This is a genomic window from Staphylococcus sp. AtDRG32, assembly GCF_004365845.1.
GTDB lineage: Bacteria > Bacillota > Bacilli > Staphylococcales > Staphylococcaceae > Staphylococcus > Staphylococcus hominis.
In genome coordinates this window covers 212,964-235,515 of the sequence record NZ_SODE01000003.1, presented here as the reverse complement: position 1 = coordinate 235,515, position 22,552 = coordinate 212,964, and the positions used below count along the sequence as shown (strand labels likewise).

Sequence of the window (22,552 nt, the reverse complement as noted above, 5' to 3'; positions counted from 1 at the left end):
CTTTAATAAATCACAGCTGGTTGCAAGTCTTTTTCAATCGATGTGCGATGATCATAAAATGCAGCTAATTTTGCTTCGTTATCTTCTGATAAATGACGACGTTGTAACTCAATTTTTTGCATCATTAATTCATAATCTTTTGGAATTACTTTTATGACATGTTCAGTGACATTTTCAAATTGATTTAAGATATCTTTAGCTTTTGTACTTTCTGTATAACGATAATGTTCTTCTAACATTGATTTAAGTAAGTGCTTTTCTTCATCATGTTGCACACGTTTAAATGCTAATGTTGAAAGTTGATTCGCTTTTTTAAATGCTTCGATATCACTTGGGAAGATGTAACTTACTCCACCACTCATACCTTGGCCAAAGTTTTTGCCAACATCACCAAGTATAACCACGTGTCCACCTGTCATATATTCCAAACCATGATCTCCAATTCCTTCAACAACTACATCAACACCACTATTACGAATACAGAAACGTTCTCCAGCACTGCCATTAATATAGGCTTTACCACTAGAGGCTCCATAGAAGCATACATTACCTGCAATAATTTCATTTTCACGAGCATGCTTTGGTGCTTTCACAACGACTGTTCCACCAGATAATCCTTTCCCTACATAGTCATTGGCATCTCCAGTATGATGTATTAATAATCCTTTAGGAGCAAATGCACCTAAACTTTGCCCAGCATGGCCCATCGTTTCCGCAATAATCGTTTCTTCAGGTAAACCTTTACTACCATGTTGCTTCGTAATATAACTACCCGTAATTACACCAACATTTCGTTGAGTGTTATTAATTGTATATTGTCCTTTAAATGTTTCCCCATTTTCAATACTTTGTTTTGCCTCTTTATATAAATAATTTAAATCGAATCCAATATCTAAATGATGATTTTGAGCTATTTCTTTTGTGTTCGGTCCATCAACTGCATGAAGTAATTTCTCAATATCAAGTGATGCAGCTTTAGATTTAGGATTAATATGACGAGAACGTTGTAATAAGTCCGTACGTCCTACTAGTTCTTCGACTGTTTTCAAGCCAAGTTCTGCGAGAACTTCTCTTAATTCTTCAGCGATGAAATGCATAAAATTGACAACGTGATCCGCTTTACCTCTATAAAGCGCACGTAAATCTTTATTTTGTGTTGCTATTCCTACTGGACAAGTATCATTATGACACACTCTCATCATAATACACCCGAGAACAACAAGAGGTGCAGTTGCAAAACCAAATTCTTCTGCTCCTAATGCACACGCTAATGCTACATCTCTACCTGTTAATAACTTACCGTCTGTTTCTAAACGTACACGACTACGTAAATCATTTAACTTTAATGTTTGATGTGTTTCTGCTAAACCAAGCTCCCATGGTAATCCGGCATGTTGAATACTTGTTTTAGGAGATGCACCCGTACCACCGTCATAACCACTGACTACAATTTTATCTGCAAATGCTTTAGCTACCCCTGAAGCAATCGTTCCTATACCTGTTTTAGATACGAGTTTAACAGCAATATCAGCATCCTTATTTGCATTTTTCAAATCGTGAATCAATTGCGCTAAATCTTCAATTGAATAAATATCATGGTGTGGTGGTGGAGAAATAAGCCCAATACCTGGTGTAGATCCACGTGTTTCAGCAATCCAAGGATATACTTTAGTGCCAGGAAGTTGCCCACCTTCACCAGGTTTTGCACCTTGAGCTACTTTAATTTGTAATTCTTTAGCGTGTTGTAAATACTCACTAGTTACACCAAATCGTCCTGATGCAACTTGTTTAATCGCACTTGATAAATAACTGCCATCTTCTTGAATGACATATCGTTTAGGATTTTCTCCTCCTTCACCGCTATTACTTTTTCCTCCTAATTTATTCATCGCTTTTGCTAAAGTTTGATGTGCTTCCTCAGAAATAGAACCATAACTCATAGCACCTGTGTTAAAGCGTCTTACAATTGATTCTACAGATTCTACTTGCTCAATAGGAATTGATGATTGAGATTTAAATTCTAGTAAATCACGTAAATGGTCGTGTCTATTGTCATGCACAGCATTAGTAAATGTTTTAAATTGCTCGTAATCATTTTCACGACAGGCATGTTGTAATAAATGAATCGTTGTTGGATTAAATACATGATGTTGCCCTTGTTGACGCCATTGGAAATTACTACCAGAAGCTAGATATTCTTCTTCATTACTTTGACGTTTTCTATTTTCTTCATCAATTTGTTCAATACTTAATCCTGATAATTTAGATTGTGTTCCTGTAAAGTAAGTGTCAATAACATTTTGAGATAAGCCTACTGCTTCAAATATTTGTGCGCCTTGATAACTTTGAACGGTAGAAATACCCATTTTAGCCATAACTTTAATAACGCCTTCTGATAAAACATTTGTATATGTTTCAACATTTTCTGAAATTGAACCTTCAAGATGGTGACTATCAGTTAAATGAGCAATCGTTTGTTGTGCTAAGTATGGAATGACTGCATTAGCACCATATCCAAGTAAACAAGCAACATGATGCACTTCACGTGTTTCACCTGATAAAGCAACAATACTTGTACTCATACGTAAGTCTTCTTTAATAAGTAATTGATGAATATGACTTACAGCTAATAACATTGGCATAGCATAATGTAACGACTGAGTTGTATTGATTAGTGCACTATCATCTAACACTAAAATTGTATAACCTTCTTTTGTAGCTTGAACCGCTTCTTCTCCTATATGATTTAGAGCTTCTTCGAGTGAAATATCTTGATACAGGGTCGATAAATGTTTCACGTTAAACTTACTTTGTTCAATTTTATCTAATTGATTTAATGTAAGAACTGGTTTAGTAAGTTGTATACGATCTAAGACATTCGGTGCTGGATGAAGTAAATTTCCTTCACTACCTAGATAAGATAACTCACTTGTTACAATCTTTTCACGATAAGCATCGATAGGTGGATTCGTTACTTGAGCAAACAGTTGTTTAAAATAGTTAAATAATGATTCTGGTCTTTCATTGAGTACTGCGAGCGGTGCATCATACCCCATTGCACCAATAGGATCTTTTTTTCCTACCACCAAATCTGTCATATATTTATGAATATCTTCCTTAGTGTAGCCAAACTGCTTTTGTACTTTAAACAGTGTTGCTTCATCTAATAATTGACGTTGATATTGAACTTCGTCTAATTCTAAATCAATCTTGTATTGATCAATCCAATCTTTATAAGGATATTTATGTGCAATATGAGTTTTAAGTTCGTTATTTTCGATGACTTTATTAGAGTTAAAATCAACGAGCAATAATTTCCCAGGATTCAATTGTCCTTTAAACGCAACGTTTTCTTCTGGTACATCAATCACACCTACTTCAGATGAGAAAACAATAAAATTATCTTTAGTGATTGTATAGCGTCCTGGTCGTAATCCATTTCGATCAGTTAATGCGCCAATTTTATCGCCATTACAGAATGAAATCATTGTTGGGCCATCCCAAGGTTCCATTAAATAGCTATAAAATTCATAAAATGCACGTACATGTTCATCATTGGATTTATTATATAACCATGGTTCTGGTATAAGTAACATCGCCGCTTCTTCAGGCTCCATTGCTAAACTTAAAAACTCCAACGCGTTATCTACAATAGCTGAGTCGCTTCCATCTTCATCAACAATATTTTGAATTTTTTCACTTTCATGACCAAATAAAGTATTAATCAGTTGACGTTGACGGGCACGCATCCAATTAACATTACCTTTAATCGTATTAATTTCTCCGTTATGCATAAGAAGTCGGTTAGGATGTGCACGTTTCCAACTAGGGAACGTATTCGTACTAAATCTAGAATGAACAAGTCCTAATTTTGATTGATAATCCTCATTATTTAAGTCTAGGTATAACGTCTTGATTTGATCTGAACGTAACCACCCTTTATAGACAATCGTTTTATGAGACAAACTTGTAAAATATAATTCTAAATGTTCGCGTTCTGCATATTGTTCAATTTGTTTACGTGCTAAATAAAGCTGTTTAACAGGTGTTTCGTGTTGGTTTAAATCTACAAATACTTGTTGTACATAAGGCATTGTAGAAGCAACATGTTCTGCTAATGCTTGTGTGTCTACAGGTACATCTCTATAACCAATTACTTTCAATCCTTCATCGTTAAAGTATTGATTAAATACAATTTCATGCTGTGTATCTAAAACTTTTTGATTAGAGAAAAAAAGACCTACCGCATATTCGCCTTCATTAGGTAAGTCGAAATGAGTATGTTTTTTAAAAAATTCGAAGGGAATTTCTGTCATAATTCCTGCGCCATCACCAGTAATACCATCAGCTCCAATACCGCCTCGATGGTCTAATCTACGCAACATTTCTAATGACTTTTCAATAATATCGTGAGATCTTAAATTATCCATATTGGCATAAAAACCGATTCCACATGCATCATGTTCCTCACGGTAATCATATAATCCTCTTTTTAGTTTATCTTTAAACACGATGCCCACTCCTTTTGAGAATTTTCAGAAAATTTACTGTTAATAACAATTAATATAATGTAAAATATTTATCTGAACAATATATTAAATAGATGATATCATTCTAATAATTAGAACATTTTACGATATACTTATATTAAGGAGGTAAAATATGGAAATTAAACAATTACGATACTTTGTTGAAGTCGCTCGCCGTGAACATATTTCTGAAGCTGCATTGGAACTTAATATTGCTCAATCTGCAATTAGTCGCCAAATCAATTTACTTGAAAAAGAAGTACAAGTTCCATTATTTGATAGACAAGGTCGCAATATATATCTTACTTCGCACGGTAAAGCGTTACTCACACAAGCAACTCACATACTAGAACAACTTGATGAAACAGTGGCTCTTTTTCAACAAGAACAACTTAAAAACGCTCATCATATCAATTTAGGTTTTGAAGAAAGCTATGCTTCTCATATGATTACGCCTATTATTCAAACGTTTGAAAGAGAATACGATAGTCACATTATACCTAGTTTAATGAATCATACTCAGATAGTAGACTATTTAAATTCAGGAAAAATTGATATAGCTATTGTTGAGAATACACCTGAACTACAAGCAAACTCAACTTTTTCAATTACATCTTTATATGAAGAAACATATCACTTATATGTACCTAAGGACGATGCTATTGCCTTAACATTTAATCCACCCTTAACACAGCTTAAACAATTTGAAAAAAATCCTTTATATACACTTCACGTTTTGCCTGATTCTATTAAAAAACGATTAGAATCTGTAATTAAAGTACCTATATACACACTAGGTACAACGTCTCTTGGTCAGTATCTATTAAAACAACGTCGTGGCCATCTACTCTTACCTGATTATATATCGTTGGATCATTCATCTGAACAAGTAGAGGATATCTCTTTAGCACATACAGAATTAAAACGTTCATTTTGTGTGGTATTTAAAAAAGACAATAAAAAAGTAGATATCTTTAATCTATTTCATCTCATTCAAACATTGCTAAGTAAAGTTTCAACATATCACTAGGTTTTGTAACGAACACTAACCCATAACATATGAATTGAATATCATTTTGAACACGCGTATAATCACTTTATTGCGATAAAGGGGTAAATTATATAATTAAAAAGAGGATTATATTTAATGAATATAAAGAGACTTCACATACCTAAAATTAAAAACACTCATCGTCTAATTATTATTGTTACTTTAATAATGATTGGATTATTTATTTTTACATTTTTTAATGCTTCATTTTATCAAATACCTATTGGTAAAATCACGAATGTCGAAACAAGTCATGGTCAAAAAGTCACAGACGAGCATCATAATACTGACACAACATATAATCAACGATTAACTATACGCATTCTAAACGGTAAATATAAAAACGATATCACAACTGTTAATAATCATTTTGTAACATCTCAAGCAGATTCAGAGCAATTTTCTAAAAATGAAAAAGTATTGTTACATATACAAAAAAGTCCATCTGATGCTACTATTCTAGAAAAAAAACGCGATGGCCTTACTGTGGCGATTGTAGGCGTATTTATCGTGACACTTTTAATTGTAGGCAAAAATGTAGGGTTACAATCAATTCTATCTCTACTATTTAACACCGCGTTTATTATTGTTTCAATAGTCATTCATAATACTTTTTCAGGTACAAATTTATTTTTATTAATGAGTATAGCCATTATTTTATCAACTATTATTACATTAGTATTAGTAACTGGCTGGCAAAAACGAACTTGGGTTACGATAATTGCTACTTTATCTGGAACATTTTTATGTGTAGGGATGACTGAATTATTAATTCAATTTACAGGTGGTAATGGAATCAAATATGAAACAATGAGTTTTTTAACGCTACCTCCAAAAGATGTCTTTATGTCTTCTGTTCTTATAGGAACATTAGGAGCGGTAATGGATGTAGCAATTACAATTTCTAGTGGAATGTACGAAATTCTCCAGCGTACGCCTAACATTTCAATGTCTCGTTGGGCTTTAGCTGGACGTCATATTGGCCAAGATATTATGGGCACCATGACCAATATTTTATTATTTTCATATTTATCAGGTAGTCTAGCCATGGTATTAATTTACTTAAAAAATGCGAATACATTTACTTACACTATATCTATGAACTGGTCTCTAGAAATTACACGTGCACTGACTGGTGGTATCGGTATTGTATTGACCATTCCTATAACAATAGGACTTATGGTCACTATATTTAAGTGGAAAGGAGTAAGCCGATGACTACAATTTTTTTACTCGCACTATTACTTTTTATTTTAATGATTTTGCTTGGCGGTAAAAAAGGACTCATCTCCTATCTCACTTTATTTTTAAATTTTATTATTCTTATTATTAGTATTGTTTTCATTCTGTTTGGCATGCCAATCTATCTTGTAGCCTTTACCTTTTGTCTTGTAATTGCTGCTTGTAACCTCTTTATTTTAAATAGTTACAATATTAAAACACAAGCCGCATTTATCGGAACTATAGTAACAACCGTCCTTCTTATCATAGGTGTCTATTTATCTGTAAAATTTGGACATCTACAAGGTTTTGCTACAGAACAACAAGATGAAACCTATATATTTTCAATGAATATTGATATTAATATGCTACAATTTTCTGTTTTTACTATTATGTTGGCTGTCATCGCTGCTGTAATAGATTTAACGATTACAATAAGTTCACCAATGTATGAGTTGAATGAAACAAACCCTGATCTTTCTCGTAAAGAATTATTTCAATCTGGTATACGTGTTGGCAGAGAAATTCTTGCTACTTCCGCTAATACAATTTATTTAGCTTATTTTGGTGGACAATTAACATTATTCTTTTGGTTTTTTCAACTTCATTATTCATTTGGGCATATTTTAAATTCTAAAATTTTTGCTCAAGAGTTTATCTCCATCTTACTAGGTGGCATTGCAGTCGCGTTAAGTATTCCTATCACGGCTTGGGTTAGTGCTCGGTTAATTAAATATCATCAACTTAAACAAACAGATGACCACACTACTACTTCATCCTTAAACGAAGAAATAGAATAGTAAAGACCAAACAGTGGCATTTAATGATTGAAAGCATCAAATGTCACTATTTTATTTATTCAATATTTATATTGAAAATGTTTCGATCCACTTAATGACAGCTGGTGCGATATATTGTGTATCGGATTTATTGAACCAGCGAATATCAGTAACTTCATTATCAATTTGAACGTCATTCCAATTAATACGTTGATTAACTTTAAATCCATTTAATTCGGTCAAAGTATTTGGTTGAGGATAGGCTTCACCAATCACTTTTCCAATATATGTAAAATCTTCTTGAGAAAAATGAAGTTGTAGTTCTTCTTCAATTTCCCTTTGAATAGCTTCTAAAAGCGTCTCACCTTCATCAATTTTCCCACCAGGAAAATAATATTTTTCTCTGTGACGAACTTGTACCAGTAAAATTTGGTCCTCTGTTTCTTCCATTAAACATACACATTTAATCATTCTATTCATCCTTATTAAAACATTCTCACTTCAAAAAAATAATTTAATTTAGTATGATATTAACATACATTAAAACAAAGTTTAGAACAAATTCTTAATGAGTAATATAACATTCAGATTTGTTTTTTATTTTTATGGAGGTCTTGTATGATGGCAAAACAATCAAAACTTTCACGCTTATCTAGTTTAGTAAGTACAGCAGGATTTATTGTGGATGGATATAATGGAATTAAATATAGTGCCAAAAATAAAAATCTAGTTTATCTATCACTAGCACTTAGCACAGCGGGTACTGTGTTCGATTTTATAGTTTCTATGAGATCCCCACGTAAATTCCGTAAATTCACATCATTTATCTCATTTATTGTTAATGTGACACGCTTAGCTTCAAGCTTTAGAAAAGTTAAAGAAGATTATCACTTCGAATAAAAAAACGAGCCTAAGACATAATGAATTGTCTTAGGCATTTTTAATATATTGACAGTCGATGACTGAAGTAAAAATACGCTAGTATCAAGCTTTTTTCAATTTTAGTTCCAGATTCCCAACATAAAGACTTTCAAGAAGAAAGTTTATGTCCAACGCAAATTGGGTATGCGTTGCCAAGATAGGACGACGGATTCAAAATGAATGCTGTCCGACTTTCTTTGTTTTTTTACTAATGAATAAATTTATATTGTCTAACTTGATAAGCTGGAATTGTACGATATGTTAAAACCCCTGGACCTGCACTAAAGTTCATTTCAGATACTAAAAGACTTCCATTACTATTGACGCGTTCTACAAAAGCAACATGTCCATAGTAGCCAGCATCTGATTGGGCAATTGATCCTACAGTAGGATGATAATCAATTCTATAGCCATCTCTTGCAGCTGCATTGTCCCAGTTATTTGCATTCCACCAATATGTACTAATACCTTTACCGATTTGAGCACGACGATTAAAGACATGCCATGTACATTGACCCCAATCATATAAATTTCTATGATTAAAAATCGGTGTGTGATAATAATAATTTGATGATGAACTTGTACGATTTGTATTACTACTTGATGATGCTGTGCCGCTTACACGTAATTTTTGACCTGGGTAAATAAAGAAATTATTTAATCCATTTAAACGCATAATATTTTGATATGTCGTATTATATTTCCAAGCGATGCCCGATAATGAATCACCGTAACGAACAGTATAGTAGCTTGAAGAACTAGATGAATTTGAGCTATTTTGTGTGTGGCTACTTGAACGTGCTGTTCCTGAAACTGTTAATGTTTGACCTGGAAAAATTAAAAAGCTATGAAGTCCATTTAAATCCATAATATGGCGGTACGTTGTACCATATCGACTAGCAATTGATGATAAACTGTCTCCACTTTTTACTGTATATGTACTGCTTGAGTTATTACTATAAGAATGAGATGAACTAGAGCCTGAAACTGTTAATACTTGATTTGGAAAAATAAGATTTGATGTCAAACCATTTAATGATTTTAATTTAGCTATTGTAATACCATAGCGATTTGAAATAGACCATAATGATTCCCCACTTTTTACTGTGTGAGTTGTTGCTGCTTCTGCTTGATGTGCAAATATTGTACTAAGTGCCCCAGTTCCAATAATTGCTGTTGCCAGAACTTTTTTATTCATAAATAAGCGCCTCCTTAATCTTATGCTTATCTTTGACATGTCCCCATGACAATTGTTGTATTAACGCTTAGTTTTATTACGTTAATTCTAGTGCTTTAACTTTAATTTTTTCTACTCAAGTAGTCTACTTATATAAATTAATATATTTCATTATAATATTCCATTTCAATTTGATTACATAATGATGAAATTTTAGTACGATACTTATAAAATTAAAACTTTATAAAAATCGATTTCTTTAGTCTAATTATTGCATAACGTAAGTAAGAATTTTTTTAAATGTGATTATATTTAATCAAAAATTTATTATACTATTGAAAATGATATAAAAAAAGAGCGGGACAGCATTCATTTTTGAATTAGTTGTCCCACTCCAAGAGTCGAAAAAAGCTTGATCTATGTGTATTTTTAATTCATTAATCTACGACATATGCTAAATGACTAAACAACGATTGATATTCTACAATGTTTAACTTACTATTTTAAGCTATCTTCAATGTCTTTAATTTCTTTTTGAGATAAATCGACTGCTTTTTCACCATCTTTAGTGTCTTTTTTCAATGCTTCTTGTGCTTCTTTACTATGATATAGATCTACAATTTTTTTGTATGTTTTATTATCTTTATCTTTTGAGTTAACGGCAATTAAATTAATGTATGGTTTAACTGCATCTGAAGTAGAACTTTCTAAATAAATTGGATCTTTCTTAGCATCTAAGCCTGCTTTCGTTGCTACACCATTATTGATAACTGAAATATCAACATCATCTAATGCACGTGCAGTTTGTTGAGCATCTACTTCTTTAATTTTTAAATGTTTAGGGTTATCTTTAATATCTTTTGTTGTACCACTTAAACCAAAGTTATCTTTTAATTTAATAAGTCCTGCTGATTCTAATAATTTTAAAGCACGCGCTTGGTTAGAAACATCATTGGGAATCATCACTTGCGCGCCATCTTTAACATCTTTAATATCTTTTACTTTTTTAGAATAGATGCCTAAAGGTGCTAATACGGTTGTACTAATTGCTTCAATTTTTGCATCTTTATGTGCTTTTTTATATTCATTTAAGAAAGCAAAGTGTTGGAATGCATTCATATCGATATCTCCATCACTTAATGCTTTATTAGGTACGTTATAATCTGAAAAGTGCTTAATTTCTAAATCAATATCATCTTTTTTTGCTAATTCTTTCACTTTTTCCCAAGCAGCAGTATCATTTGATGCTACGCCAACTGTTACTTTCTTACTATTTCCTCCGCCTGAACATGCCGCAAGGACAATAATAGATGCTAATAATAAACCGATTATTCTCTTCATTAAAAACTGCCTCCCAATATTAAAATAATTTATTTAAATAACTAATTTCTGCGAATTATTCTAGAAATAAAGTTACCTAATGACTGAATAATTTGTACGATAATAACTAGAACTACAACTGTAATAATAATGACCAATGTATCAAAGCGTTGGTAACCATAAACAAGCGCTAAATCTCCGATACCACCGCCACCTACAGCACCGGCCATAGCTGTACTACCAATTAAACCAATAATCGCTGTAGTAATAGCTAGTACAAGTGAACCTAATGCTTCAGGCAATAAAAAATGACGAATAATTTGAAGTGGTGATGCTCCCATAGCTTTTGCTGCTTCAATAATGCCATCATCTACTTCTAAAAGTGAATTTTCTACTAAACGCGCAATATATGGTGCTACATATACTGTCAGTGGAACAATTGCAGCTGTTGTACCGATTGACGTACCTGCAACTAATTTAGTAAAAGGTACAATTGCAATTAATAAAATGATGAATGGAATAGATCTTAAAATATTAATAATTGGATTAAGAATTTGGTGAATAACGACATTAGGCCAGATTCCATGTTTTCGAGTGACTACAAGTAAAATACCTAATGGGATACCAATCAATGCACCAATAATTAATGATACTGTCACCATATAAAGTGTTTCATACAATGCTTGCATTAATTGAGATGAATCTATGCTTGAACCAAACATTTAACGCACCTCCTCATAATGAATATGTCGCTCATTAAAATATGATTCTACCGTGTCACGACTAAATTGTGCATCGTGTTCAAAGCGTAACCATAAATAACAAATCGTTTCATCTTGAATATCTGACATAGACGAGAATAGAATATTTACATTAAAACCATATTGGTTTATTAACTCGTTCATTAATGGATAATCAATTTGCTTTTTATCTAAGAAAAGTCTGTAATCTGTATAATGATTATCTGCTCTTTCAAATGAGGCACGTAATGCTTTAGAAGGTTCTGTACTAATAACTGTTGATACAAAATTTTGTGCTGTTTTCGTTTTCGGATGACTAAACACATCTTTTACTGTACCAATTTCTACAACTTCCCCGTGTTCCATTACAGCTACACGATTACAGATTTTTTGAATCACGCTCATTTCGTGAGTAATCATCATAATCGTAACCCCAAATGTTTCATTCACATTTTTAAGTAATTGAAGAATAGAACTTGTTGTCGCAGGGTCTAATGCACTTGTCGCTTCATCGCACAATAATATTTTAGGATTTGTTACAAGTGCTCTTGCAATTGCAACACGTTGTTTTTGTCCTCCGGAAAGCTCATCTGGAAATTGATTTTTCTTATCTGCAAGTCCCACAAACTCTAGCATTTCTTCAACTTTCTCTTTAATCTCAGAATTACTTTTGTGACTAAGTATCAATGGCATTGCTACATTTTTAAAAACTGTTTTAGAATTTAAAAGATTAAAATGTTGGAAAATCATTCCTATATCTTTTTTTACGTTGCGAAGTTCTTTTTCACTATATGTATTAATATCATGTCCATCTACAATAACATGGCCCTCTGTAGCTTGTTCTAATTGGTTAACTAAACGTACTAGTGTACTTTTACCAGCACCACTATAACCAATCACACCAAACACATCACGCGCATCAATTTTAAAAGAAACATCTTTTAAAGCGTGGATGGTTTCTCGTTTCTTTCGAAATACTTTATTTACACCCTGAAATTCAATCACTATGTTCACCCTTATCTAATTCTGATTAAATTCGTATGATATGAAGTATAGGCAAAAGTTGAGGATGCGTCAATATAGTTTTTTAAAAAATTGAAAATTTCAGATATTTTTAGTATTGAATTACTCTTTTAGTTCCAAATATCATAATAAAAATACAAGAGTACAATAAACATCGTTTCAATTTCTATTGCACTCTTGCATTAATACTTTCACTATATTCTATTTATTTAGCGTATCTATCGCTTGTTTTAAATCTTGTACTAAATCTTCAGTGTCTTCAATACCGATTGATAATCGAACTAAACCATCTGTAATTCCTTCTTTAGCACGAACATCTGCTGGAATAGATGCATGTGTCATCAAAGCAGGTACAGAAATCAAGCTTTCCACTGCACCTAAGCTTTCAGCAAGCGTGAAATATTGCGTTTCACGAATTAATTGTTTAGCTGCTTCTGTATCTTTCACTTCAAATGCAACAATGCCAGTATGACCACTTGCTTGAGCGATATGAATATCATGATTAAGGTGACTTTCAATACTAGGATGGAACACTTGTTGTACTGATGGATGTTCTTGTAACATCTTCACAATACCTTCTACGTTACGATTAATTTGTTCCATACGTAACCCTAGTGTTTTAATTCCTCGAATTAATAAATAACTATCTTGTGGTCCTAGTACACCACCTGTAGAGTTAGAAATAAATGCTAAGCGTTCACCTAATTCATCATTAGATGTAGCGACTAAACCTGCAACAACATCACTGTGTCCACCAATATATTTTGTTGCTGAATGTAATACAATATCGATTCCAAAATCTAACGGATTTTGATAGTACGGTGTCATAAATGTGTTATCGACTACAGAAATGAGATGATTTTCTGTCGCAATTTCTGCTGCACGTCGAATATCTGTCACACGTAATAAAGGATTAGACGGCGTTTCGATATATAACATTTTTGTTTCTGGTTTAATATAATCTTTTACGTTTTCAATATTTGTAGTATCAACGAAATCAACATCAATACCAAATCGTGTAAAGACTTTTGTTAAAGCACGATAAGTTCCACCATACACATCAGAATTTAAAATTAAATGATCACCTTTATCTAATAACATTATAACAGCGCTAATCGCAGCCATACCTGAACCAAATGCAAATCCATGTTTACCATTTTCTAAATTCGCAATGACGCTTTCAATAGAAGTACGTGTTGGGTTTGCAGTACGTGAATATTCATAGCCCTGTCTTAAATCACCAATATCATCTTGCAAATAAGTACTTGTTTGATAAATTGGTGTCGTTACTGCTCCAGTAAAATCATCCGTCGTATGTCCACCATGAATCATTTGTGTTTTTTTCTTCATTATTATTCTCCTTTGTATTCAAATATTTTTTTTGACATATAACGATCACTGCCATCTGGAAAAATTGTTACAATAATACCTTTATCAATACGATTTTTAATATCTAAAGCACCTTGTAATGCTGCACCAGATGAGCTACCAACAAGTAGTCCTTCTTGTTTAGCTAATCGTTTTACATTTTCAAATCCTTGATTATCACTGACTGTAATAATATCATCAACGATAGATTTTTCTAAAAATACTGGCCATTTTTCAGAGCCAATACCTTCAATATCATGAGCATGTGCTTTACCACCATTCAATACTGAGCCTTCAGGTTCAACAATAATATTTTTAACATTAAATTGTTGTAAATGTTTAGCTACACCAGTAAATGTTCCTCCAGATCCAGCACCAGCTACAAAATAATCAATGTGTGGTAATGCCTCTGTAATTTCTTTTCCAAGCGTATGCGTATAGGCTTTTGGATTATGTTCAGTTTCAAACTGGTTCATATATACTGCATTATATTTGTCAGCATAATGACGCGCTTCTTTTTGTGCACCCATCATTCCCTTGTTTTTAGGTGTTCGTTTTATTTCAGCACCCAATACTCGCATAATTGAAATTTTTTCTTCTGAAAATCCTTCTGGGGCAAAAATCACACACTTTAAATGATAACGATTAGCGGCCATTGCTAATCCAATTCCTGTATTACCAGCTGTAGCTTCAACGATGGTATCTCCTTTTACAATACGTTTTTCTTTTAGCGCAGTTTCTACAAGATATTTTCCTAGTCGATCTTTAATACTTCCACCAGGATTAAATTGTTCTAACTTCGCATAAATTTGTACATGTTCATCACTAAAACTTTCTAATAATACTAGTGGCGTTTGTCCTATTAAATCATAAGTAATCATATCTTTCGTTCAATACACTCAAGTAATGTCTGAACATACCTACTTTCTATCATCATATTCATTTCCAATATTTAATTTTAATTCTTACTCAACCGCTATGAATTATACGCTAACTTATATCTTATTGCAAAAAGCTAGATTCTTTATGTAAAATGTAATTAGTTATTGCTTTTAAATACTCATGTTATGATAAAAGTGAACCACTGGAAATGAATTAAATTTTACGATGAATCAACGTACAAAGGAGACTCGATGATGACATCTAAAGCAGACTTATCTTTATCCGTCTTTACTAAGGATGACTATAAAAATTTAAATTATAAAAATAGTACTTTTAGAAACTCAATGTACGACGAAATTGAAGTAAATAAAAGTCACTTTAAACATTGTGATTTTAGTGAAGGTATTTTTAAGAATGTAAGCACTATTTCAAATTCAAAAATTATCAATTGTAATTTTGATAAAAGTATCTTTGAAAATGTAAATTTTTTCAAGACGCTTATTAGTAAATCAAATTTAACTGTTACCTCATTTGATGAAAATCATTTTAATACATTAACGATTGAACATTCTATTTTTAAAAATAGCAATATACGTAATGTAAAATTTGATAACGTCACGTTTAAAAAAGTGATTTTTGAAAACGTCACTATGGATTTGTGTCATTTTGAAAATGTAAAAATAAAAGATTGTATATTTAAACATGTCACTATTAATAATTCTTCAATTCCTGAAAAATTATTAAAAGAATTACATAAACAAGATGTTACGTTTGAAAATATGTAATTCAATTATCATTATGCTAAACAGAGTCTAGAACAACAATTTGTATCCTAGACTCTGTTTATTCTTGTTAATATTAAAATAATTGAACAATAAAAACTAATATAATAATAACTGGCATAATATATTTAATTAAAATATACCATGGAACAAAAAGTTTAAATTTATCTTTTCCAAAGCTCTCTTTTAATGCTTGTTTATCTAGTAATTGACCTACAACTAATGTCGTTCCTAATGCTCCTAATGGCATCAAGATATTCGATACGATAAAATCCATATTATCAAAAATTGTACCCGCTCCAAACTTAATTCCACTTAAACTGCTAAATGATAGTGTTGCTGGGATACTAATAACAAATACTAATATACTTGCAATAACTGATATAGCTTTTCGTTTAGTATTATCATTTTTAGTGAAATTTGAGACATTTAATTCCAATAAAGAAATAGAAGACGTTAATGCTGCAAATAAAAATAGAATTAAGAAAATTAAATAAAATACAATACCAAAGCCCATTTGATTAAATACTAACGGTAACACTTTAAATAAGAGTCCTGGTCCTTCTTGAGGTGCATAACCAAATGTTTTTAAGGCTGGAAATATTGCAAGTCCTGCTAATACAGAAACTAAAATATTCATAATAACAATTGACATGGCGGAAGATTTAATCGTCATTTCTTTAGGCGCATAACTCGCATACGTAATCATCCCTGTCGTTCCTAATGATAGTGTAAAGAACGATTGACCTAACGCAAATAAGACACCTTTAACTGAAATATCTTCTATTCTCGGTTGTAATATATAGCGAACGCCCTCTAATGCTCCGTCTAATGTCAATGATTTAGCAACAACAATAATTAGAAAAACAAATAATAAGGGCATCATCATTTTAGAAGCTTTCTCTAAACCTTTTTCTACACCTAGCATAACGATGACCATGGTTAAAAGAATAAAAATGCCCTGTCCCAACACAGTTAACCACGGGTTACTAATTATTTTTTCAAATTTAATTTGAGTTAATGACGTATGTTCAACAGATAATAATTGTAAAAATACATTTCCAATATATATAACAATCCAGCCACCGATAACACTATAAAAGCCGAATAAAATAAAAACAGCTAAATTTCCATTCCACCCAATAATATTTAACCATTTTTTTCCTGTTAATTTACTATAGATTCGAGTCGTATAAGTGCGCCCCATTATTCCTACCGTAAACTCCATAATCAGTAACGGTAATCCTACAAAAATAGTAAAGATTAAAAATAAAAATAAAAATGCGCCGCCACCATAAATGCCAGCCATATATGGAAACTTCCACATTGCGCCTAATCCTATAGCAGAACCAGCACTTGCTAGAATAAATCCAGTTGAGGTTTTCCATTGTGATTGATTACTCATTTTCTATCTCCCTTTAACGCGTTAAAGCATGTGTGCGATTAAGTTCTACTCTAACACGTCTGACCAAATAGTGCAATATACATATAAATGAGTATTAAAAAAGATAAGAATAGAGGTAAATGACATATCTCAACTATTCTTATCGTTTAAACTTACTGATATATTTATTTTTCAAAATCATATATTATGGATTGACCTTCATTTACTTCTTGAATATTTAAACTTTCGATATGATCAACATTAATGTAATGAACTTGTGAGTCATCTTTTAAAAATAAATAGACCAATTCATCAAACTCATCAATAATACGCTGTACGCATGTGTCATAGTCTGGACCATCTTGGAACGTTTTAAATTCTTTATAAGTAGTTCCAGAAACTGTTGTATATATAAGTAAGAATGTACGTTTCATCTTATTACTCCTTTATTTAGATTTAAAAAAAGTTACGACTTGAGTGATAACGTCTTCATGTCCATCTCCATAAGTCATTAAATGACGACTTAACGGATGACATGTTAAATCTTTGTTATTACTATCAATATGATTAAAAATATAATGTGCACTATTTTGATAAAAGGCATCATCATTACCGCCATACAAAATACGAGCGGGAACTTGTATACGTTCTAATTCATTAGAAATTATCTCAATAAATGCTTTAAATTCTGCGATATGTGGTTGATAATCTTGAATTGTCCCAAGTTGTTGTTTTGAAGTAGTTTCATCAAATTTCAATAATTGATTCATGCGCTGACCATAACGTTTCATACGCCACGCAATACTTTTTTCTTCTTTTTCACTTGGTGCAGACATCACTGCTATTTTAGAAACATCAAATAACTCAGCTAACTTTAATGTAAATAGTCCTCCTAGTGAGATACCCGTTACAAAAATAGTGTCAAACCCTTTATTTTTTAAAAATTGATACCCTTCTAATACATCATTCCACCAATCCTGAATCGTAAATTGAGTAAATTGGTCTAAAGGTAAGCCATGTCCTTGATAATTTGGTGCAAAGCATGTGAAGTTTTCTTCATTAAGCGCCTTAGCTAATGGTTTTACATCACGAACAGTTCCTGTAAATGAGTGAAGTAATAAGATCGCTTCTTTTCTTGAACCTTCTAAATAAATTGGATGTGGTGATTTGATTTTCATAGTATTCTCCCCTTCTTAAAATACTTATGTTATGAAACTTAAGCTTTACTTCTTTTTTAATTTAATATTAAAGAGTGGTAACATCATTGAAAATAAAGCAATCCAAATCATTCCTAACGAAAAACCACCAATGACATCAGTTAGATAGTGGGCGTGGAAATATAACCGACAACTTAATACACCTATCCAAAATATAACGACAACTATAGCAATACTATATCGTATCGCTTTATTTTTAATAAGTGGAATAACAACTAAGAGTATAGCTAAAGCAAATAATGTACTGGCATTTGAATGACCACTTGGAAATGAATATCCATGGTCTACTAAAAGATGGTTATACGGACGAGGACGAGCTATTATTTGTTTAATTAAGAAATTAATATAAGTTCCTGTGTAAATCGTAACTAATAACCACAATGAAAGTTTATAATTTTTAAAAATTAAGATAAGTGCTAAAAATAACGTTATGTAGAGAATGGATTTTACTTCTCCAAAATTAGCACAAAACGTCATCATTTTATGCCAAATTGGACCGTCATAGTGTCTTCTAGGTTTACCAAAATAGTTGGTCAACGCATGTAATGAATTTAAATCTAATTTTTGCACTAGTGTGGTATGATAAATGACATTCATTGCCGTTATTATAAAAATAATTAATCCAACAACAAACATAGAAATAGTTTTGGTTGGCGATACTTCTAATTTATCTTTCATACTTGTTTTTCCTTTACTACATTTGATCCTAATATTTTATAAAAAGCTTTCAAATGATGTATCTGTTCTTCATATTTATTAAAGTTTGAAGAGGATAACCACTTATTCAACCTTTCTTTATTATCAATAAGTTGTTTCACATACGTCATAAAGCTTTCTTTATCATAAAAAGGTTCGTCATAAAGATACGTCCAGTTAGCCTCTGAAGATGTATCACACCGTTCATTATATCAATCATCAATATGTTGACTACTTAACTCATTGATTGTATTACCCTTTTATACCTCTAGGATCAGGATAGTCGGGCAAATGATAATGAGTAAGAGATTTTCCAATTAGCTGATTGAATTGATCGCATCTCTATCCCTCTTTTAATGTTAGTTAGATTTTACAATAAATGATGAAAATTTGCTTGTAAAAAAAGAGATTAGGAAGTATTTTATATAAAGTTTCCTAATCTCTTCTCGTATTTATAACATTTTATTTTAAAGTGATTTTTCAAGGTTTTTATCTAACTTAAAAACAATAATACGTTCACCAGTAATTGTACTTAAATCACTATGAAAGCTTTTAACTTCAGTACCTGTGATTTTGAAAACAAGTTGCATTAAATCATCTTGTCCTGATTCCACCAATTCTGACCGTGTACGTTTAATGTTAAGTAATCCTTCTTGTGTTTCACATACGCGATACTCCGCAGGCGTCAAAATACCTTGTAAGTTGACGATAATCATATCTCGTAAAATATCTGTCTTTACTGACAACGAACCACGTCCAAGAAAATCTTTTTCCCATTGCGTAATTGCTTTACTAATTTCTGCTTCATACATGCCTTTCGATTTCGTCATTGTTATAACAAATCTCCTAATGTTTAATTAACACTAGTGTATCATTTTTTAAATTAAAATCGAATATCTTACCAATCTTTAAAACTACCGTTTTCATCAATACTTGCAAGACGTACCCATTGATGATCGACTTTTTGTTTAAACTTAATATTATCATTAAGTAAACGTTGTATATAACGATCTGGTGCTTGAATCACGACTAATAATCGAATTGGAGCGTGATAAATTTTATTGTCTCCTGCCATCACAGACTGCCATGGCAATCCAGCTAATAAATCACTTGAGTTCCCTTGCATAACGCCAACACCAGAAGTGACAGATTGTGTTGTTTTATTACCACTACCATAAAAATGCGGTGCCACTGTAGAGGCATAATACTGTAGGTTAATCCACTGTGCAACGAGTGCTGGCCCAGAAATAATTGTATTTAGTAATTGACCATCAGGATCTTTCGCATAATCATAATTATGTAAAAATGCACGTCCTTCTAAATTACTACCTTCTGTAATACTTCGTTGCCCAATAATAAATTCTGCATTACGTGCTAAACCCCATTCTGGACGGATTTCGCTCCAATCATTTGCAAAGCGATGTGCTTCCGCCATTGGATGTTTCAATTCCCCATCGCTTAAACGAGGTAATTGAGCAAGACGTTCTAAATTTGCATGATAACTTACACGTGGCATGGCTTCTTCTAAAATATCAAATGCTTTCTTTGCTTCTGATGTTAATGAGGGAACGTAAATCCATTCTAATTCATCAATTGATGTTTTATGTTCTGCAGCAACAAATACTGTCTCATCCGGAATAAGAATGCCTTCAGCGGCTAACCCTTGACGTACTAAAGGTAAATTGCACATCATGGCAAGTAATTTCGCATTAAATCCACTTGAAGCTCCTCCACAAGCACCACATTCTAATGATGCATGGTAGGGATTATTGTTTGTTTCGCTTCCATGCCCTCCAAGTACTACTAATGGTGCAAAATTTGTAGTTAAATCCATTAATTGTAACGCTTGTTTCGTAAAAGCAATTTGTTCTTCTTCAGTAAATCCAACAGGTAAATCACTATGTACATGATGATCTCTATCAATCGTTAGCTTAGCATTCGGTTTTTTTAACCAATTTTTAGTAAATTTACGAATAAATGCACCTGTTTTCTTTGGCATTAATGTACTTGCAAGTGTATTTAAACTTAAAAATGGCCCACTTAATTCTGGTAATAATAAACTAGGTAGCACATTATTCTTCATTAATTTAAACGTATAAAACATGGATGTAATAGAATGTTGCTGTTGATTATACGTATTTAATGCATGTCGCTCTGCATATTCTTTAATAGTATATGCAGGAGGCACCATCACTGGTAAAGAATCATGACTAAACTGTTCATCTAATGCTTTTTTTCGTATAGGTAAACCAAAGAAACCTGCAATTCCTATCGTTTCAAATGGCCCTTGATTTTCTAAATGACGACGAAATGGTTCAGAACGTACATCGATACAAAATGCAAGTTGCACTTTTGTAGGTTGTTTGTCACGCTTGACCGATTTATCGTAAATCATCTCAACGAGTTTGCGTTCGTGAGTTTCTTCCCAAGCCTCTAACCATAATTTCTTGAAGTATAATGGATTAAAATCATGGGCAAACTTCAAGTGTTCAATTTGATTCTCAATGGACATCTCAGCCCATTCATCAATGGTCATTTCACCATAATATAACCATTTACTCACAAGTTCTTTTATTCTTTTTTCAACATTTAAGACTGCCGGACGGCTCATTTTTTCAGTATCTAATAGAATACATTCCATTGTAAGGCGTATTGCAAGGTATTGAGTTAATAAGTCTTTTTCATGTTCATGTTTTTCAGCACGATAATACATCATGCCTGCCCAACCTGGTAACGATAAAAGATGTCCAGTTAAATAAAATTCATATTCATCTTCAGCAATATCTAGATGATTGAGTGCCATGATTAATGCGTCTTCATAGTTGTGTGGTAACATCTTAATCATTTTACGTTGCGTTTTAGTCAACATTGGATCATATTTTGCTAAATGTAACCAGGCTACATAGAACCCTTCTTCGCGTTTAGGCATTGTCCAACTGGATTGGAAAGTATCTAAATATAATTTTGACCATTTAATAATATGAGTATTTAACTCATCCATTAAAGATTCGCCTTTAGCATTAAATGCATTTGCACTTTTTGATCGTGCATAAGCAAATGACTCATTTTCGAATACTTTTTTGAGTTTTGAGACTTCTAATTTCAGATAGGCTTCTTTAGTAATTAAATCTCTCGGAATATCTTTAATATTCATAGCATTTTTGCAGTACGTATCAACGTGAGTCTTAGGAATATCCGTCTTATAAGATTGAATCGCGTGTTGTACTTCTTCTTCAACGATATGTTTATCAATCTCACCATTTTCAAGCGCCGTCATTACAGAAGCATGGCTTGGATATAAATCAATATCACGCACATGTTTAAACCATTGCGCAACTTGATCAAAGGTTTGATACTCAAGTTCTTCCCATGGATTACGTGCTGCAAAGATTGAAATTGGTGAAAGTGGCGTAATCACACGACGTGCAGATTGAACAACGTCTTCTATATTAATTGTCATGT

Annotated in this window: 20 protein-coding genes; 5 read left to right on the top strand and 15 right to left on the bottom strand. The window is 32.2% G+C overall.

Features of this window, described 5'->3' with window-relative positions; genetic code table 11:
- Positions 1-2 precede the first annotated feature (2 nt).
- Positions 3-4,511, bottom strand: coding sequence for a glutamate synthase large subunit (gene gltB / locus BDW25_RS06910; protein ID WP_002488101.1), 4,509 nt, complete (start codon positions 4,509-4,511; stop codon positions 3-5).
- A 151-nt stretch (positions 4,512-4,662) separates the two neighbouring features.
- On the opposite strand from gltB, the gene gltC reads away from it, so the two are divergent.
- The 3 genes from gltC to BDW25_RS06895 all read left to right on the top strand — a co-directional run bounded on the left by gltC (position 4,663) and on the right by BDW25_RS06895 (position 7,601).
- Positions 4,663-5,559, top strand: coding sequence for a glutamate biosynthesis transcriptional regulator GltC (gltC, locus tag BDW25_RS06905; protein WP_133945236.1), 897 nt, complete (start codon positions 4,663-4,665; stop codon positions 5,557-5,559).
- Positions 5,560-5,676: 117 nt separating this feature from the next.
- Positions 5,677-6,798 carry a YibE/F family protein gene (locus tag BDW25_RS06900; protein WP_002454512.1) on the top strand — a complete coding sequence of 374 codons (1,122 nt, stop codon included), beginning with the start codon at positions 5,677-5,679 and terminating at the stop codon, positions 6,796-6,798.
- Positions 6,795-7,601, top strand: a complete 807-nt coding sequence (locus BDW25_RS06895) for a YibE/F family protein (protein ID WP_002488096.1) — start codon at positions 6,795-6,797, stop codon at positions 7,599-7,601. Before BDW25_RS06900 ends, BDW25_RS06895 begins: the two co-directional genes overlap by 4 nt.
- A gap of 66 nt (positions 7,602-7,667) precedes the next feature.
- On the opposite strand, the gene BDW25_RS06890 is transcribed toward BDW25_RS06895, so the two are convergent.
- Positions 7,668-8,051 (bottom strand): NUDIX hydrolase, encoded by a 384-nt coding sequence (locus BDW25_RS06890; protein ID WP_133945234.1) that lies wholly within the window; start codon positions 8,049-8,051, stop codon positions 7,668-7,670.
- Between the two features lie 150 nt (positions 8,052-8,201).
- Here BDW25_RS06890 and BDW25_RS06885 point away from each other — a divergent pair, with 150 nt between their 5' ends.
- A complete protein-coding gene (locus BDW25_RS06885) occupies positions 8,202-8,480 on the top strand; it encodes a hypothetical protein (protein ID WP_002454515.1) in 279 nt (92 codons plus the stop codon).
- Positions 8,481-8,709: 229 nt separating this feature from the next.
- Here the strand turns inward: BDW25_RS06885 and BDW25_RS06880 are convergent, their stop codons facing one another.
- From BDW25_RS06880 to BDW25_RS06855, 6 genes are all read right to left on the bottom strand, one after another.
- Positions 8,710-9,699 (bottom strand): LysM peptidoglycan-binding domain-containing protein, encoded by a 990-nt coding sequence (locus BDW25_RS06880; protein ID WP_002447950.1) that lies wholly within the window; start codon positions 9,697-9,699, stop codon positions 8,710-8,712.
- A 477-nt stretch (positions 9,700-10,176) separates the two neighbouring features.
- Entirely contained in the window at positions 10,177-11,019 is an 843-nt protein-coding gene (gene gmpC / locus BDW25_RS06875; protein ID WP_002448016.1) for a dipeptide ABC transporter glycylmethionine-binding lipoprotein, read from the bottom strand.
- 41 nt (positions 11,020-11,060) lie between these two features.
- Positions 11,061-11,720, bottom strand: a complete 660-nt coding sequence (locus tag BDW25_RS06870; RefSeq protein ID WP_002448001.1) for a methionine ABC transporter permease — start codon at positions 11,718-11,720, stop codon at positions 11,061-11,063.
- Positions 11,721-12,743 carry a methionine ABC transporter ATP-binding protein gene (locus BDW25_RS06865; protein WP_002447973.1) on the bottom strand — a complete coding sequence of 341 codons (1,023 nt, stop codon included), beginning with the start codon at positions 12,741-12,743 and terminating at the stop codon, positions 11,721-11,723.
- A 219-nt stretch (positions 12,744-12,962) separates the two neighbouring features.
- Entirely contained in the window at positions 12,963-14,111 is a 1,149-nt protein-coding gene (locus BDW25_RS06860; RefSeq protein ID WP_019834719.1) for a bifunctional cystathionine gamma-lyase/homocysteine desulfhydrase, read from the bottom strand.
- 2 nt (positions 14,112-14,113) lie between these two features.
- Positions 14,114-15,010 carry a PLP-dependent cysteine synthase family protein gene (locus BDW25_RS06855; RefSeq protein ID WP_002447971.1) on the bottom strand — a complete coding sequence of 299 codons (897 nt, stop codon included), beginning with the start codon at positions 15,008-15,010 and terminating at the stop codon, positions 14,114-14,116.
- A gap of 255 nt (positions 15,011-15,265) precedes the next feature.
- Between BDW25_RS06855 and BDW25_RS06850 the strand changes: the two genes are divergently transcribed.
- A complete protein-coding gene (locus BDW25_RS06850) occupies positions 15,266-15,796 on the top strand; it encodes a pentapeptide repeat-containing protein (protein ID WP_002454518.1) in 531 nt (176 codons plus the stop codon).
- 73 nt (positions 15,797-15,869) lie between these two features.
- Here the strand turns inward: BDW25_RS06850 and BDW25_RS06845 are convergent, their stop codons facing one another.
- The 7 genes from BDW25_RS06845 to BDW25_RS06820 form a co-directional block, all read right to left on the bottom strand.
- Positions 15,870-17,198: a sodium-dependent transporter gene (locus BDW25_RS06845; RefSeq protein ID WP_002448002.1), complete on the bottom strand. Its 1,329-nt coding sequence runs from the start codon at positions 17,196-17,198 to the stop codon at positions 15,870-15,872.
- Between the two features lie 164 nt (positions 17,199-17,362).
- Positions 17,363-17,611, bottom strand: a complete 249-nt coding sequence (locus BDW25_RS06840) for a hypothetical protein (RefSeq protein WP_002447988.1) — start codon at positions 17,609-17,611, stop codon at positions 17,363-17,365.
- Positions 17,612-17,623: 12 nt separating this feature from the next.
- Positions 17,624-18,355: an alpha/beta hydrolase gene (locus BDW25_RS06835; protein WP_002448005.1), complete on the bottom strand. Its 732-nt coding sequence runs from the start codon at positions 18,353-18,355 to the stop codon at positions 17,624-17,626.
- Positions 18,356-18,400: 45 nt separating this feature from the next.
- On the bottom strand, positions 18,401-19,072 hold the full coding sequence (locus tag BDW25_RS06830) for a phosphatase PAP2 family protein (RefSeq protein WP_002448011.1): 672 nt from the start codon (positions 19,070-19,072) through the stop codon (positions 18,401-18,403).
- Positions 19,069-19,212 carry a hypothetical protein gene (locus tag BDW25_RS10955; RefSeq protein ID WP_208318182.1) on the bottom strand — a complete coding sequence of 48 codons (144 nt, stop codon included), beginning with the start codon at positions 19,210-19,212 and terminating at the stop codon, positions 19,069-19,071. Before BDW25_RS10955 ends, BDW25_RS06830 begins: the two co-directional genes overlap by 4 nt.
- Before the next feature lie 345 nt (positions 19,213-19,557).
- Positions 19,558-19,920: a Na-translocating system protein MpsC family protein gene (locus tag BDW25_RS06825; protein ID WP_002447992.1), complete on the bottom strand. Its 363-nt coding sequence runs from the start codon at positions 19,918-19,920 to the stop codon at positions 19,558-19,560.
- Positions 19,921-19,988: 68 nt separating this feature from the next.
- Positions 19,989-22,550, bottom strand: a complete 2,562-nt coding sequence (locus tag BDW25_RS06820) for a DUF2309 domain-containing protein (protein ID WP_002488118.1) — start codon at positions 22,548-22,550, stop codon at positions 19,989-19,991.
- Between the last annotated feature and the right edge of the window lie 2 nt (positions 22,551-22,552).

Bases quoted from the DNA above. Each gene is read 5' to 3' on its own strand.
- BDW25_RS06840 (WP_002447988.1), bottom strand. From the start codon at position 17,611: ATGAAACGTACATTCTTACTTATATATACAACAGTTTCTGGAACTACT.
- BDW25_RS06820 (WP_002488118.1), bottom strand. From the start codon at position 22,550: ATGACAATTAATATAGAAGACGTTGTTCAATCTGCACGTCGTGTGATT.
- gltC (WP_133945236.1), top strand. From the start codon at position 4,663: ATGGAAATTAAACAATTACGATACTTTGTTGAAGTCGCTCGCCGTGAA.
- BDW25_RS06835 (WP_002448005.1), bottom strand. From the start codon at position 18,355: ATGAAAATCAAATCACCACATCCAATTTATTTAGAAGGTTCAAGAAAA.
- BDW25_RS06850 (WP_002454518.1), top strand. From the start codon at position 15,266: ATGACATCTAAAGCAGACTTATCTTTATCCGTCTTTACTAAGGATGAC.
- BDW25_RS06855 (WP_002447971.1), bottom strand. From the start codon at position 15,010: ATGATTACTTATGATTTAATAGGACAAACGCCACTAGTATTATTAGAA.
- BDW25_RS06895 (WP_002488096.1), top strand. From the start codon at position 6,795: ATGACTACAATTTTTTTACTCGCACTATTACTTTTTATTTTAATGATT.
- BDW25_RS06830 (WP_002448011.1), bottom strand. From the start codon at position 19,072: ATGAAAGATAAATTAGAAGTATCGCCAACCAAAACTATTTCTATGTTT.
- BDW25_RS06885 (WP_002454515.1), top strand. From the start codon at position 8,202: ATGGCAAAACAATCAAAACTTTCACGCTTATCTAGTTTAGTAAGTACA.
- BDW25_RS06890 (WP_133945234.1), bottom strand. From the start codon at position 8,051: ATGATTAAATGTGTATGTTTAATGGAAGAAACAGAGGACCAAATTTTA.
- BDW25_RS06900 (WP_002454512.1), top strand. From the start codon at position 5,677: ATGAATATAAAGAGACTTCACATACCTAAAATTAAAAACACTCATCGT.
- BDW25_RS06825 (WP_002447992.1), bottom strand. From the start codon at position 19,920: ATGACGAAATCGAAAGGCATGTATGAAGCAGAAATTAGTAAAGCAATT.
- BDW25_RS06845 (WP_002448002.1), bottom strand. From the start codon at position 17,198: ATGAGTAATCAATCACAATGGAAAACCTCAACTGGATTTATTCTAGCA.
- BDW25_RS06870 (WP_002448001.1), bottom strand. From the start codon at position 11,720: ATGTTTGGTTCAAGCATAGATTCATCTCAATTAATGCAAGCATTGTAT.
- BDW25_RS06880 (WP_002447950.1), bottom strand. From the start codon at position 9,699: ATGAATAAAAAAGTTCTGGCAACAGCAATTATTGGAACTGGGGCACTT.
- BDW25_RS06860 (WP_019834719.1), bottom strand. From the start codon at position 14,111: ATGAAGAAAAAAACACAAATGATTCATGGTGGACATACGACGGATGAT.
- gmpC (WP_002448016.1), bottom strand. From the start codon at position 11,019: ATGAAGAGAATAATCGGTTTATTATTAGCATCTATTATTGTCCTTGCG.